Below are 12,966 nucleotides of genomic sequence, written 5' to 3'. Positions count from 1 at the left end.
ATATTTATGCCGGAGCAAGTGTGAAGCCTGGACAATCCAAGGAGCCGATCGCCGGATTTGGGCAGTGGCACAGCACACCCCAGGTGAACCAGCGGGGAAGTTACTCATATGCTCTCGATCTGATTCGGGAGTCTGTGGTGTTCCTCTATACCGATGGAGGAGGTGTCAGGATGACTCCACATGGAACCGGTTTCCTCATCGATGTGCCGTCGAAGACACGGCCCGGCACTAAGTACACATTCCTAATTACTGCTCGTCACTTGGTGGATGCGGATTGGACGGGGGGGCCACAGGTTGCAGACCGTCTGCTAATGCGCATGAATCGAAAGGGCCCGCTTGTCCTCGAGATAGGCGAACCAGCGACGGTGTTTTATCCGCTTAAAGAACAAGCGTGGTTCCACCCAGAGGCAGACTCGATAGATATAGCGTTCACTATGATTCCTAAGGAGAATTTGGTTGCTTTGGGTGCCAACGTTCAACCACTTGGGTCCGACGCACTGGCCTCGCAGGTCGAGGCGGACTCAATGCGCGTCGGGGATGAAACCGTCTCTGCAGGGTTGCTCTCAGGTGTTTCAGGCAATCTCGCGAACTACCCTATTTTCAAATGGGGCAATGTCTCTTCGTTTCATGGCGAACCAATCCCAACGAAGATGCCTGGAGGCAAAATACTTAATCTCTTTGAAGCACTGGTTTCTGCGTCCCTTGTGCAGGGCAACAGCGGTTCTCCGATATTCGTCCTTCCGAACGAACGCCATCCGCACAGGATGTTTCTCGCCGGAGTACAGTCGATGTCCTACATCGGGAATGACGTTGCAGGTATGGCTCCGATTCGATCCCTAATTGATTCGCTGCACAAATTGAAGGACCAGCCGGACATTGATCTCGGCCCCCCAGATCAACCCCCAGTCTTATCGCCTTAGACCTCAGTTAGCTGCCTCTTCTTCCTACTGATAAGTTGGCTTGTGGGGAGTGATAGTTTCTCGCAGGCACGCTTATGTTGACTATCTTCGGGGGCAATCGTGAATTGTTCGGAAGCCTGCAAGTGTGTGAAGTCGGCCGTTTGCATGATCTCCTATTTGCACGTTCACTCGGCCACCGCTTCGGTGCAGGAGCTGCGCCCTTCGGCTCTGCGTTCAGAACTCGCGTACCGCGCCCTTCGGGTGTTGGACTCCTCCCCCCTCGCAGGCTCCGGGTCCCTTTCCAAAGACTTCTTCTCTTGGCAACGCGGCTTTGCCGCGACTTGGGAGCAGCGCACCTTTGAGGTTGTTACGAAACTCGTCGACGATTGATGTTTCGGCCCCTAGTTCCTCACGAGAAGACGGCTCCGCGTTACTAATCCATCTGTGAGGCGGACAGGCCTCCGATGAGATTTCTGGCGAATCTGAGGTTGCCGTTTGCGCTCCCGCGTCCGTACGATGATGCAATGAGATTCCTTATTGCGGCAGCTTTGTTTTGTGCGAGTTCCTCGTTAGCGCAATCTGTAGGAGGGCCGACACTTCGTGCGCTCTATGTCGAAGATCAGCGTGATCGCGGAGTGGCCCTTGCTGATGACGGCGTCAGCATGCTTCCCAAAACCCAGGCAGACAAGCTTCCTTCATATGACTGGGAGAAGGATGTACCTAAGCGTGACGAAGCGAGGCGCGAACAGGCCCGTGCGCTGTTAGCGAAGCCAGGTCATAACGGCGAGGACTATTACTATGCCGCATTTCTCTTCCAACACGGTCAGAAATCGGATGATTACCTGTTTGCTCACATATTGGCGACGGAAGCCGTTGCCCTCGGCTATAGCCGCGCGAAGTGGATTTCAGCCGCGACGCTTGACCGCTACCTCCAGACGATAGGACAGAAGCAGGTTTTCGGCACGCAGTATCTAGGAGAGAATTACGCCTACTATCTTGAGCATCAGCACGATCCAGATGTGATTGAGAAGTTCAAAAAGATTAGCGATCAGCAAACGCTTGAACCCTATAACTCACAAATGGTGCCTGATGCCATCAGGACGGAATTTTGTGTGCCGTTGCTCGCGACACAACAGCAACATATCGCTGACGTAAAGGCGGGAAAGGCGAAAACCGGGGATTTACCAAGGTTGAAGGAGTGTGCCCGTTAGCCCTATTGCATGAGCCCCAAAGTTTTTGAAGTGGTCGAGTGATTTAAACAGCCTATAGTGAGACGATGTCCTCGAAGTTTGAGGATATCGTCGTTTATGGCTTATATCGAGGGTGAAGGTCGCAATCAGGGGACGCTCTTCCCGGTCGTTCTGGATGATCTCGTTCCTGTCGATCACATGTGCCGCGTGATCGATGCCTTCGTCGGACAGCTCGACATGGAGAAGCTTGGCTTCGAGCGAGCGCAGCCGGCCGATACAGGCAGACCGGGCTACGATCCGCGCTCTCTGCTGAAGCTGTATCTCTATGGCTATCTGAATCAGCTGCGTTCATCGCGCCGTCTTGAGGCGGAGTGCCGCCGCAACGTGGAGCTGATGTGGCTGCTGGGCAGGCTCTATCCCGACCACAAGTCCATCGCGGAGTTCCGCCGCATGCACAGCGAAGCGGTAACGAACGCAGGCGCTGCACTTGTACGGTTCGCTCGCTCGTGCGGTCTCATTAAGGGTGAGTGGATCGTCATCGACGGCAGCAAGTTCCGTGCCGTGGCCAACGGCAACAGCATCCGTGACCGCGATGCTCTTCGGCGTTATCTCGATGGCATGGAACAGTCCGACGCCGAGCAACAAGTCACCATCGATCCTTCCGCGGTGCAAGCTGCCATGGAGAAGCTGAGCAAACATCCCGAGCCTGAGGTGGGCTTCATGAGGATAGCTGGAGGCATTTCGCCCGGTTACAACTTGCAGACCGCCGTCGATGCCGAGCACGCTCTGATCGTGACGCATGCGGTCACGCTTGATGCCGCGGATCACCGCTGCTTGCTGCCGATGGCAGAACCTGCGTCAGAGGCGCTTGGAAAACCAGCGACGTTGAACGTCATCGCCGATACCGGCTATTCCAACGGGGAACACGCCAGCCGCTGTGAAGAGATTGGGATCGTGACACATGTCCCCGCCAAGCGTAGTGTGAACCCCCATGGGCTGTTCGATCGCAGCACCTTCACCTACCAGTCCGAAGGCGACACCTTCGTCTGTCCCGAAGGAAAGACCCTGACGAGGAAGCAACTCAATCGGCCCATGCGCTCTATCCGGTACGAAGCCTCCATCAACGACTGCCGAGCTTGCCCCAGCCGTACTCTCTGCACGAAATCTGAATGGCGGGTGGTCTCGCGCAGCCTAGACGACGATGCGCTGAACCGCATGAACGCACGTGCCACACCAGCGGCAATGAGACTGAGACGAACTACGGTCGAGCATCCCTTCGGAACGATCAAGTACCGGATCTTCGGGCACCCTCGTCTAGTGTTGCGCGGCTTGGTGGGCGCTCGGACGGAAATGAGTCTTGCAATCATGGCTTACAACTTCAAACGCATCGTCAAGGTATTTGGAGCAACCCGTATTACTCGGGCACTCGCACCAGCCTGAGATGAAAGCGGCGTTTGAATCTCCAACTCCGTCGACCAAGCCTGCAGATAGGCCAGCAGTTTCCCGGAGACCATCCGAAACTCAGTTCCGTAACAACCTCCTTTGCGCCCTTTGGGATGTGTCCCGATTGACCGGGCAAAAAGGAGAAACACCATGCAGACTCAACAGACCATCACCCTCTTCGGCACCGTCAGCAATTCAGCCACCAGCCGCATCTCCAAAAACGGCCGCAAATACACCGCCTTCGGTATCGCCATCGTCTCCGACCGCAACTTCCAGGCTTTTCACTACAACGTCGTCGCCTTCGGCAAGCAGGGCCACTTCGCCAAGCCGCTCCAGAAAGGCATCCGCATCAAGCTGGTCGTCCAGGCGCAATCTCAGCCAGACAACATCGCCACTCTCCCACTCCTCACCGCAACCTTCGTGCAACCGGTTCGTCCGGTTGCTCGGGGGTAGTCATCAGGAAGACTTTGGCACAGCCGGCAAGGGCTCTCCCGCAAATCCCAATGACCTACGGCAACACGGCCTCAGCTCAATCTCCACCCGCCACTTCGGATTCAGCAACGCCGCAACCACCATCGTCGATGCCGGACGAATCGTCCCAAACACCTCACCATGCGCGCGCCCAATCCCTTCCCGTCCTCTGGATGAGCAATGAGCATCCGCGTCCGAACAACGTGCTCAAACCTCGCCCCATCCTGTGTCAGCGCCGCCTCGATAATCCGCAGCACCACGCGAGTCTGTTCCGCCGCCGACAACTCCTCAGGCCCACCGGCCCGGTCACTGTCCATCGCTGCCGCTTTCACTGCGACGCAGATGGAGAGGAGCCACGGCCTTTCGCAGTAGACCAATCACAACTCGTCGTCGGACCAGATATAACGACCCTCCAAGTGCTCGCAGAGGCCGTCAAGGTCGGGAAACATGGAAGAGGCATTCACACCCAACAAATTCAGATCCTTCCGGAACTGCGGAAAACGCCTACTGTCAAAAGTGAACTTCACAAGCTTCTTGCTGTATGCAGGATTTTCTTCCAGCAGTCCAAATTGTTTCCCTTCCTTCAGGAGTTTATGAACCGTGAATGCACCCGCTTGCGAAACGATCCTGGGAGACGTCATTCGCGGTCGATAGACTCTCGTTCGACCAGTGTTGGCAAAAGGAGATTCTTTCGGAGGATTGGGAAGATAGTCGTCCAGCTCCGGACACAGTATCCATACGACACCATAGGGATGCTCTTCCTTCCTGGTTTCTTCACGGGCCTTATCATGAGGCGTAAACGCTTTGTATGGCCTCCGCACTGCGAACCAAAGGGCCGCGAGGCCGCTCTGCGTCCAGTCCAAGAGCCTCGTTGGCAGCCCGTGGTGTTGTGCCATTGCCAGGGGCCCCCATTCGTCTCCCGATGGAAAGTCTTTGAAGGCGGAGCTCGTCCTAAGGAACTCTTGAAATAGAAGAGACTCCAACTCTTGAAAGGACTGCCCGCGAATCTTCTTCCGACCGAGCTTTGGGATCAGGGGATAATCCGCTGCCTGCCCGCGGAACAATAAATCGACATTGTTCCGACGGCTCAACTGGGACGTACGGACAGCTAGAACTTCGGTTACATACTGTTCAACCGACTCGACCTCTTTATCGCGCTGCGTGCTTCGTTTCGCCATCTTCCATATCCCTCAAATTTCGGACTTCATTCACACCATTCCGGTCGAATCTTCCAACTGGTTCCTTGGGGAAAGGTTTTGTCGCTTGTGGTCCACATGGTTGTGCGAGGATCGGCAGCGCTCATCCCAAGTTTGAACTCCTGGCACCACGTCGGTACTTCATCGGAGGGCTGGAGCCGGAATAGAACGCGCAGTAAAAACTCGCGCGTGATCGTGCCCATCGTAAAGAGATTCCTGCGAATCAATGCCTCGTGAGTCTTGTCCAAGAGCGTGACTCCACCGTGGGCCAGCTCGCTGCGAAGATCCGATAGCGAGACCCCCTCGGTATTGGATTTCTCAAAAAGCAGACGCACATACTCATGGCTTTCTCCGAAAGTTTGCGCCGCTATGGCTTTTGCCTTCGCTTTCAATCCGACCACGCATTCAAAATAGGAATCCTTCACGAAAGCAATCGGGTCGCTGTCGTAGCTCGCCGTATGCTTTTCCTGAATACATGCGATCGTCTTTGCCCGCCGCTCTGTTCGATTCAGGCGCTCCGGGTGAGCCACGCCCAAATTTGCTCCATCGAAGATCGCCACGGCCACGCTTTCAAAAGCGACATAGTAACTGAGGAAGCGAGTGAATGGGTTCGTCGCCGAATTCCCCATGTTGTACCAATCAATCCCACGGCCAAGAACAAAGCCATCAGCTTCATACGGAAACTTCTTGAGGAGCTGATCCACTGTCGTCATATCGTCGTGCGTAGGGAGAAGAAGTCCGGTTCCATCGAACGTCAGTCGATATTTGTTGCGCCAACTATACGAGGCTCCGTAAGGGAAAAACGTTACACTCATGAGCCAAGCGAAGCTCGTTAGGCCGCTTTCAATCTCTTCCACGGTGCCGGATTTCAAGATCATCGTACAGTCGTAAACGCGGACATTGAGGTGCGCTCCATCCTCGTCACTGGGACACTTATGGATGAGGACATCTCCACTTTCGGTGTGCGTAAACGTCCCAGGCAATTCCATATTGGAGCGCACCGCGAATTCAATACATTTGCGCCCTGTAAGCCGCATGTACAGCAGGACGCCTTGGACATCAGGGTCGGCGGATAGCTGTCGGGTTTCTTGGATCAAGCGTGAAGCGTCGCCCGGATAAATAAGCGGCTTCCATTCAAATGGCTTGTTGTATCGACCCGGGAAGTCGTGTTCGTAAAGGCGCTTCCCATCAACCCGATACTCATTGCCGGGAGCTTCCATTGACATCATCAGAAAGGTCACCGGCGGCCCGAACTCCATGTTCAACCCTGTAATTTGATCGGGAGTGCGCAAGAAGTAGGCAGAACACCCCTGCGAGAAATGGAACTTGAGGCCGCATATGCCGCCCATAGCATCGTCGGATAGGAGCTCCAAAACGTCGAGACTGCCGGGCAATGGAATGAACTTCACGTCTTTCTGCAGTCCATTCAGCTCCTCGTAGTATCGGTCGAACAACTGACGCAGAAGGTAGTGGAGATTCTTAAAGGCCGGGTCGAGGTCAGGCGTTTCTTCCGCAGTCTCTTCGGAGAACTGCGGTAAGTAGGCCGAAGCGAATAGGTCTGCCAATGTCGGAAAGCCCGCATTCCGCAGGTTTGTAACGATGAAATTGACAATCTCCTGAGGCGTGGGACGCACCGAGTTTGGGTAGGCTCCCTTGACGAGTGGCCGCAGCGGACTAACGTCGTACAAGCCGCCTTGCACGCAATTTACTAGATTTTGCAAGAGTTTGATTGGACCTGGGTACGCGGCCAATTGTTGGTAATTGCCGAGACTGCAGGTGAAGGTGCAATCATCTAAGAGCTTGCGAAGCTGAAGAAATTCGTCCTTGTAGCCGTCCCAGCACTGAATTCCATCGACTCGTACAAGGGTATACAGAAATTGAAACCCGGCTGCAGCCTGAGCTTCTTTGAAGAGCCGATCAATATCCGACTCTAGGGTGTTGGGTGTAGTGGACATTTGCCAGATCCAGTTTCTCGGGTCACGTAGGGCGTTGCTGATATCGGAACACAAGGGACTTCTCCCTCTCGCCGAGGCTCAATCAGACGTAGGGCGGATATTCCGGGTAGGTGCGACCACATTTACGGCAGATCAGATCGAAAAACGGCTGAAGAGCTTCCCTTGCGGACTGGCCGGATTCGTAGGTTCCTGTTCCGACGATTGGATCACTCAGGCACTCTGGACCTTCATACACACTGGAGAATCCTGATGGTGGGACAATCGCGAGTCGCCGTTTCTTGATTCCGCTCAATCCTGCAATCCAGTTGTAAGGTTGTTCCATTCCAAGACGCTGCAGATACTCGCCGTAGTCCGCTAAAGCAGCGACATAGAGTTTCACAATAGATTCCAGGTACAGCTTGTCTTGACCAACACCAAAATGGAACGTATCGACGCTCCAGACTTCTCCTGTTTCAAAAGCAAAGGCTAGTGACCATGCCCGTGCTATTGAGTCGAACGTTCCTTCTTTTGAGAAGACACCAAACCCATCCTCCCCACGTAGATACTCAATGCCATCGCGCACAAAGGGAATCAGCAGATGCTTCCCGCCATAACGGGCTGTATCTCTCAATTCGGTAGCCGACCAGATCCTCTTGGGATCAACCGAAGGGAGCAGACGAAGCCACATCGCGGGTCCGTCAGGTAGCTGAACTTCTAACGACGGAACTGTCTGTGCAGGAAGCTCCTTCCAAGTGATTCCGATAGCCTCATTCGACTTCCTGAAGCGCGCGCCGGAATCAACTGGCTGTTTCTCCAGAAAGACATCGGGTTGAGGCCCCGGTGAGACCGTGGCGAGATGTTCGGGACTGGTCAAGACGAGTCTTATGGCTTCTTCAAAGGCAGCCGCTAGCCGCCTCTGTTCACTCCGCCGCTCTTCTGCGGGTGCATTCGCTGGCAAATTGTAGGTGATTGGGAAACGCATGTGCGCGAGGTCAAATGGAAGCGCACCATGAGGAGCGCCGTGCTCTACGTTCATTACGGCTACGATCCGTGATCGAGTGAGGGACTTCAGCGCCCAACCGTACTCGATTAGAACGTTCGGATTGGGTGTTAGGCCGCTGCTTCCCCGCGTGCCTACGAAGGTTAGGTCCGGAACGAATACAGCCGCGCGGTCAATTTTCTTGAAAATCGTCTCGATGATGGATGGGCTGCCAGGCACTCCCTTCGTGTCCTTATCAACTTCGAGGCCGTCTCTCACAGCATCTTCGACCGTGACATCGCGGGCGATCCGCGCCACCGCGTCCTTGAGGGCTTGCTCAATAAAGCTCCGACCCTCTTTTGCCGGTCGGTCGCTTTGCCATGAAAAGAAGATCGTGTTCTGCATCCTTGCCTCAACAGCCTATTGTACGGACTCTCAAGGACTGCCCAAGAATCTGCTCATGCTGGCGCCTCGCCAACGGCGCGGAACTGCGCGAGCAATTCCCGAATCTTTTCCCCGCTGAGCCCCCTGATGCGCGTTAGGTATTCACGCCCAACAAGAAAATTTAGGATAACGTCATGCCTGATAGCCGCGAGCGAGACCGAAAGGATCATTACCTCCCTCGCGGCTTCCTGAAGGGGTTTATCGACCCAGCCATTAAAAACCTTGCGAAGCCGCTGTGGCACTTCGATCTCGAAACCGCGGAATGGAGCCGAGAAAGCCCGGGTTCGATTGGCTGGGAACGCGGGATGTATGACTATCATCCGGGAACAAATGTGCTGGAGCATCCGGATGAGGTCTTCGAAAGATTTGAACGGGAGTTTCCACTCGTTCGGGAGCATCTGTTACGCCGAAATTTCAAAGGATGGGTGAAGCAGCACAAGTATTTCCTTCTGGATTATGCCCAGATGATGCGCGCCCGCTCTCCGCTTTTCTTGCAACAACAAACAGCGCAAAACGAGAACACACGAGTAATGACTGTCACCTCGGTCGGTCCCGGTAATCAGGTCGGGGTCGATACGACCGTCCCATACCCGCCGCCTGCTCAGTTCATCCGAAACCGCACGATTACGGCGATGCGCGAGGAAATCAAGAAAGGTGCGGACTGGATGGACAACTTCCACTGGTGCCTCCGCTATACCCGATCCGTCGCCGACCCATTCGTGACCGGGACGCAGCCCATCGTTGTTGAGGGCAGATATCCGAATTCCAACGATGCGCCGGTCCTCGAAGAAGCTCTGAAGGACCACAACACCATCATCTGGTTTCCTTTGTGCTGGCAGGCATGTCTCGTGGGCGCGGTTAATCGCTTTAATGAAGGAACGGCCGAAGCGCCGCCGTCGCTCATCAGCCATGTGCGCGGCATGTTCCGACGCCCCTCGAAGGGTTACATTATTTCTCCCTGCAAGATCGAATCATTTTGACGATGAGATTCAGTCCAATCGCCAGCGATCCAGTAAATAGGCGATACCGTCAGGCCCGCCATTCGTGATCGCGATCTTCGGTGGCCAATGGATGACCGGCTGCTGGATTGGCCATATCTGGATGAGCTTTTCATCCCAGTTTCCGGACTTGCATGGGATGGATTGGATGTTGGCGCCGGGCTGCTCAACATGGACGCTGACGACCTGCGTAACAAAGTGGCCGGCCGCGATGGTGCAAAGGCAATTTGTTGCCAGATGCTTGCCGCTTTTGTCGTTCCAACTGAAGTCGGTCCCGACGTTCGCGATGTGTTTTCCGGCGACGCGGCCGATCCAGACCAGCGTACTCGGAGGTATCGTGCGCGAGATCCGCATGTTTAGGCATTCGTCGCGTGTATAAAACTTTGCTCCCGTCCGCCCTCTCATGGAGTCGCTCATCATCGCACCTTTGACCGACCAGGCGGCGACCAGCTTTTGCGCGGCGGTATCGAGCGTCGTCGGCGTGCCGTCGGACACCGGTCCGATAATGGGAATATTGTCGGCTTCCAGCTGACTCATCCACCCGTTGTTGCACGCGCCGCAGACAGTTTTGACTTTCAGTTCCGGCGTGGGCTTGATGATCCGCTGGTTGGTGCCGAACTGCATTTTGATCGAACCGAAGGTGTGCCGCTTCAGAAGCCAATCGGGCCAGAGGTGCTCGCGGCTGCCGGAGTTGTTGTCGCAGAAAATGCAGGGTGGCGGCATGACGGGATCCTACACCTGGTCCACAGCTCAGCGATCAAAGTCCCGGACTGGAAACGTGAATTGGCCTGTTGGCGACGACTGAGAAGGCTCGTGCTGATTGCTTCCGAGAAGCCGATTTGTGGTGACCTAATCTGAGTTCTGCGTTTCACAGGCGCAGGACGCTGATGAGGAACGTTAATGAGGCCGGTTGCTGACGGCGGCTTGGATAGTAAAGAAAAAATCCGGGATATGGCTGACACCAATCCTGAAGGACACGCAAGAGAGTACCTTTGGCAAGGTAATCGGAGACTTCTGTTTCAGCCACGAAAGCGAGACCGACCCCATCGAGAGCTGCTCTTAGCACCAGTCCAAGGTCATCAACGATCAGTGGCCCGGTGACTCCGACCGATATTGCCTTCTTGCCCTTCTCAAACTCCCAGCGATACAGGCCAGCGGCACCGTGCCGGAAGTTGATGCATTGTTGTTGCAGAAGATCACGGGGTTCTTTGGGTTTGGGATGAGACCGGAAATATCCTGGTGATCCTACGATGGCCGGACGCTGATCGGGTGAGACACGGACAGCGATCATGTCCTTTTCGATGTACTCGCCAAAGTGAACACCAGCGTCGAAACCGTCAGCCACGATGTCTCGACGACTATCGTCAGTGGTGACGTCGAGCACGATGTCAGGGTATTTGCTGTTCAGTATGCCAAGCCTGGGCGCGAGAACCGACGACACGGCGAGGCGCGGTACCAGAAGTCGCACCCGCCCGCCAGGCCGGCTTCTCTGGCCTGCAATGTCGTCAAGCGCCTGCCCCACATCGGTCAGGGCGGGTTTCAGCCGCTCAACGAGTTGTTCTCCAGCCTGCGTCAACGCCACGCTCCTGGTAGTTCGCGCAAGCAGGCGCACGCCCAACTCTTCCTCCAGCGTTCGCATGGCATGACTTATCGCCGACGGCGAGACGCCACGGCGCTTTGCGGCCCTTGTGAAGCTGCGTTCTTCTGCGACAGCGAGGAAGGTGGCGAGGGAGGTCAAATCACTAGGCAGCATTTGTGAATTCTACTCATAACTCCATGTTCATTTCTCATGCCTCCGAGGACACGGCTATGCACTCTAACAGAGGTAAGTGTGGCAGGCCACATCTTAGAAAGAGAGAAACACATGGAGATCAAAAAGACAGGTTCTCAACCTTCCGGCAAGGGTCCGGCAGATTGGTTCACCGGAACGGTGCGCATAGACCCTCTGTTCACCGCACCTGATCCTGCATTCGTTGTGGGCGCGAGCGTCACCTTCGGGCCGGGAGCACGCACTGCATGGCATACGCATCCGCTTGGCCAGACGCTCATCGTCACCTCCGGAGCAGGTTGGGTGCAACGGGAGGGCGGAGCCGTCGAAGCGATCTTTCCGGGAGATGTCGTGTGGTTTGCGCCCAATGAAAAACATTGGCATGGAGCAACACCCGCTACGTCCATGACGCATATCGCAATTCAGGAGAAGAAGGACGGAAAAGTGGTTGATTGGTTGGAACACGTAAGCGATCAGCAGTACAGCAGATAGCAAGGGGCGAATCGCCGAAGGAGAAATAGCATGTCAAGAATTGACCGTTTTACGAACAAGATTGTCCTCATTACTGGCGCTGCCAGCGGCATTGGCAGGGCTGCTGCACTCGCCTTCGCCGCCGAGGGCGCGCGCGTAGCCATCCTCGACCGTTCTCACGATGCGCTTGAGGCGGTCTACGCTGAGCTGAAAAATGCGGGCAGCGAGGTCTTGGCCATTGGCTGTGACGTGTCCGCGCCCGACCAGGTCGAAGGTGCTATCAAGCAAGTCGTTGAGCGCTTCGGTCGACTTGACGTGGCCTTCAATAATGCAGGCGTCGAGAACAAAGCGGCTCCCGTTCATGAGATTGATCTCACCGAGTGGGACACGATTCTTGGCATCAACTTGCGTGGCACTTTCCTCTGCATGAAGCACGAACTGGCGCAGATGGTGAAGCAGGGCGGTGGAGCGGTGGTGAACACATCCTCGGGCGCGGGCATCCGCGGCGTAGCAGGTGGTGCTGCCTATACCGCATCCAAACACGCGATCATCGGCCTGACCCGCTCGGCAGCACTTGATTATGCCAAGCAAAATATCCGCGTGAATGCAGTGCTCCCCGGTAACATCGAAACTCCCATGATGGACCGCTTCACGGGTGGCGACATCCAGAAAGCAATCGACCTGGAGCCGGTAGGGCGGCTCGGCAAGCCTGAAGAGATCGCGGAGGCCGTGCTTTGGATGGCTTCGGATCTTGGCGGTTTTGTGACCGGTGCCGCATCGGTGATAGACGGAGGCTGGTCGCTCTAACGCCCGATCCGAGGATGTCCACCGCATTCGCTCTGAAGTGATAGGCTCGGTCGCTTGTGTAGGACCGAGACATTCGCATTCGATCAGTTTCTCATGATTTGAAAACATGATGCCGCAAGACCGCTCATTTTCCGTGCGGCATCAGTTCCCATGAACGCGCTTCTCCTCAGTCAGCAGGTACTTTCACTTGATGCGAAATCGCTTAGGCACACATCGAAGGATCGAATCGTACCCCTCAAAGCTGACATTTGCCAACCAAATCCCAATGCTTCCAGAGTGGATTTAGCGCACCTTAGAAAGCGATGAAATAGGCCGATTGTGAATCCCCGATTGCTGATTTTTTTGGGGTACATTTCGAGGTATAGC

The 12,966-nt window shown here is 55.4% G+C and carries 12 protein-coding genes and 1 pseudogene; 8 read left to right on the top strand and 5 right to left on the bottom strand.

Annotated features, from left to right (window positions below; translation table 11 throughout):
• Window positions 1–20: 20 nt before the first annotated feature.
• The 5 genes and pseudogenes from OHL18_RS16795 (at window position 21) to OHL18_RS16780 (ending at window position 3,985) form a co-directional block, all read left to right on the top strand.
• Window positions 21–920 (top strand): hypothetical protein, encoded by a 900-nt coding sequence (locus OHL18_RS16795; protein WP_263376029.1) that lies wholly within the window; start codon window positions 21–23, stop codon window positions 918–920.
• A gap of 503 nt (window positions 921–1,423) precedes the next feature.
• Window positions 1,424–2,110 carry a hypothetical protein gene (locus OHL18_RS16790; protein WP_263376028.1) on the top strand — a complete coding sequence of 229 codons (687 nt, stop codon included), beginning with the start codon at window positions 1,424–1,426 and terminating at the stop codon, window positions 2,108–2,110.
• Between the two features lie 96 nt (window positions 2,111–2,206).
• Window positions 2,207–2,537 (top strand): annotated as a pseudogene (locus OHL18_RS23450) (transposase); the annotation flags it as partial.
• 2 nt (window positions 2,538–2,539) lie between these two features.
• Window positions 2,540–3,529, top strand: coding sequence for a transposase (locus tag OHL18_RS16785; protein WP_449727821.1), 990 nt, complete (start codon window positions 2,540–2,542; stop codon window positions 3,527–3,529).
• 153 nt (window positions 3,530–3,682) lie between these two features.
• Window positions 3,683–3,985 carry a single-stranded DNA-binding protein gene (locus tag OHL18_RS16780; protein ID WP_263376026.1) on the top strand — a complete coding sequence of 101 codons (303 nt, stop codon included), beginning with the start codon at window positions 3,683–3,685 and terminating at the stop codon, window positions 3,983–3,985.
• 395 nt (window positions 3,986–4,380) lie between these two features.
• Here OHL18_RS16780 and OHL18_RS16775 read toward each other — a convergent pair whose 3' ends face one another.
• The 3 genes from OHL18_RS16775 to OHL18_RS16765 form a co-directional block, all read right to left on the bottom strand.
• Window positions 4,381–5,181 carry an FRG domain-containing protein gene (locus OHL18_RS16775; RefSeq protein WP_263376025.1) on the bottom strand — a complete coding sequence of 267 codons (801 nt, stop codon included), beginning with the start codon at window positions 5,179–5,181 and terminating at the stop codon, window positions 4,381–4,383.
• Window positions 5,182–5,207: 26 nt separating this feature from the next.
• The gene (locus OHL18_RS16770; protein ID WP_263376024.1) at window positions 5,208–7,154 is read right to left on the bottom strand and encodes a hypothetical protein; all 1,947 of its coding nucleotides are present in this window, start codon (window positions 7,152–7,154) and stop codon (window positions 5,208–5,210) included.
• An 82-nt stretch (window positions 7,155–7,236) separates the two neighbouring features.
• Complete coding sequence (locus tag OHL18_RS16765; protein ID WP_263376023.1) at window positions 7,237–8,517, bottom strand: nucleotide-binding protein; 1,281 nt, start codon at window positions 8,515–8,517, stop codon at window positions 7,237–7,239.
• Between the two features lie 173 nt (window positions 8,518–8,690).
• Here OHL18_RS16765 and OHL18_RS16760 point away from each other — a divergent pair, with 173 nt between their 5' ends.
• Window positions 8,691–9,536 carry a DUF4238 domain-containing protein gene (locus OHL18_RS16760; protein WP_263376022.1) on the top strand — a complete coding sequence of 282 codons (846 nt, stop codon included), beginning with the start codon at window positions 8,691–8,693 and terminating at the stop codon, window positions 9,534–9,536.
• A gap of 9 nt (window positions 9,537–9,545) precedes the next feature.
• Here the strand turns inward: OHL18_RS16760 and OHL18_RS16755 are convergent, their stop codons facing one another.
• Together OHL18_RS16755 and OHL18_RS16750 are read right to left on the bottom strand one after the other, a co-directional pair.
• Window positions 9,546–10,277, bottom strand: a complete 732-nt coding sequence (locus OHL18_RS16755) for a hypothetical protein (protein ID WP_263376021.1) — start codon at window positions 10,275–10,277, stop codon at window positions 9,546–9,548.
• Window positions 10,278–10,422: 145 nt separating this feature from the next.
• Window positions 10,423–11,307: a LysR family transcriptional regulator gene (locus OHL18_RS16750; RefSeq protein ID WP_263376020.1), complete on the bottom strand. Its 885-nt coding sequence runs from the start codon at window positions 11,305–11,307 to the stop codon at window positions 10,423–10,425.
• 111 nt (window positions 11,308–11,418) lie between these two features.
• On the opposite strand from OHL18_RS16750, the gene OHL18_RS16745 reads away from it, so the two are divergent.
• Window positions 11,419–11,814 (top strand): (R)-mandelonitrile lyase, encoded by a 396-nt coding sequence (locus OHL18_RS16745; protein WP_263376019.1) that lies wholly within the window; start codon window positions 11,419–11,421, stop codon window positions 11,812–11,814.
• A 30-nt stretch (window positions 11,815–11,844) separates the two neighbouring features.
• Complete coding sequence (locus OHL18_RS16740) at window positions 11,845–12,600, top strand: SDR family NAD(P)-dependent oxidoreductase (protein WP_263376018.1); 756 nt, start codon at window positions 11,845–11,847, stop codon at window positions 12,598–12,600.
• The last annotated feature ends 366 nt before the right edge of the window (window positions 12,601–12,966 follow it).

This window comes from Granulicella aggregans (genome assembly GCF_025685565.1).
GTDB lineage: Bacteria > Acidobacteriota > Terriglobia > Terriglobales > Acidobacteriaceae > Edaphobacter > Edaphobacter aggregans_B.
Note: the sequence above shows the minus strand (reverse complement) of the source record. Positions and strands in the feature narration are given on the sequence as shown.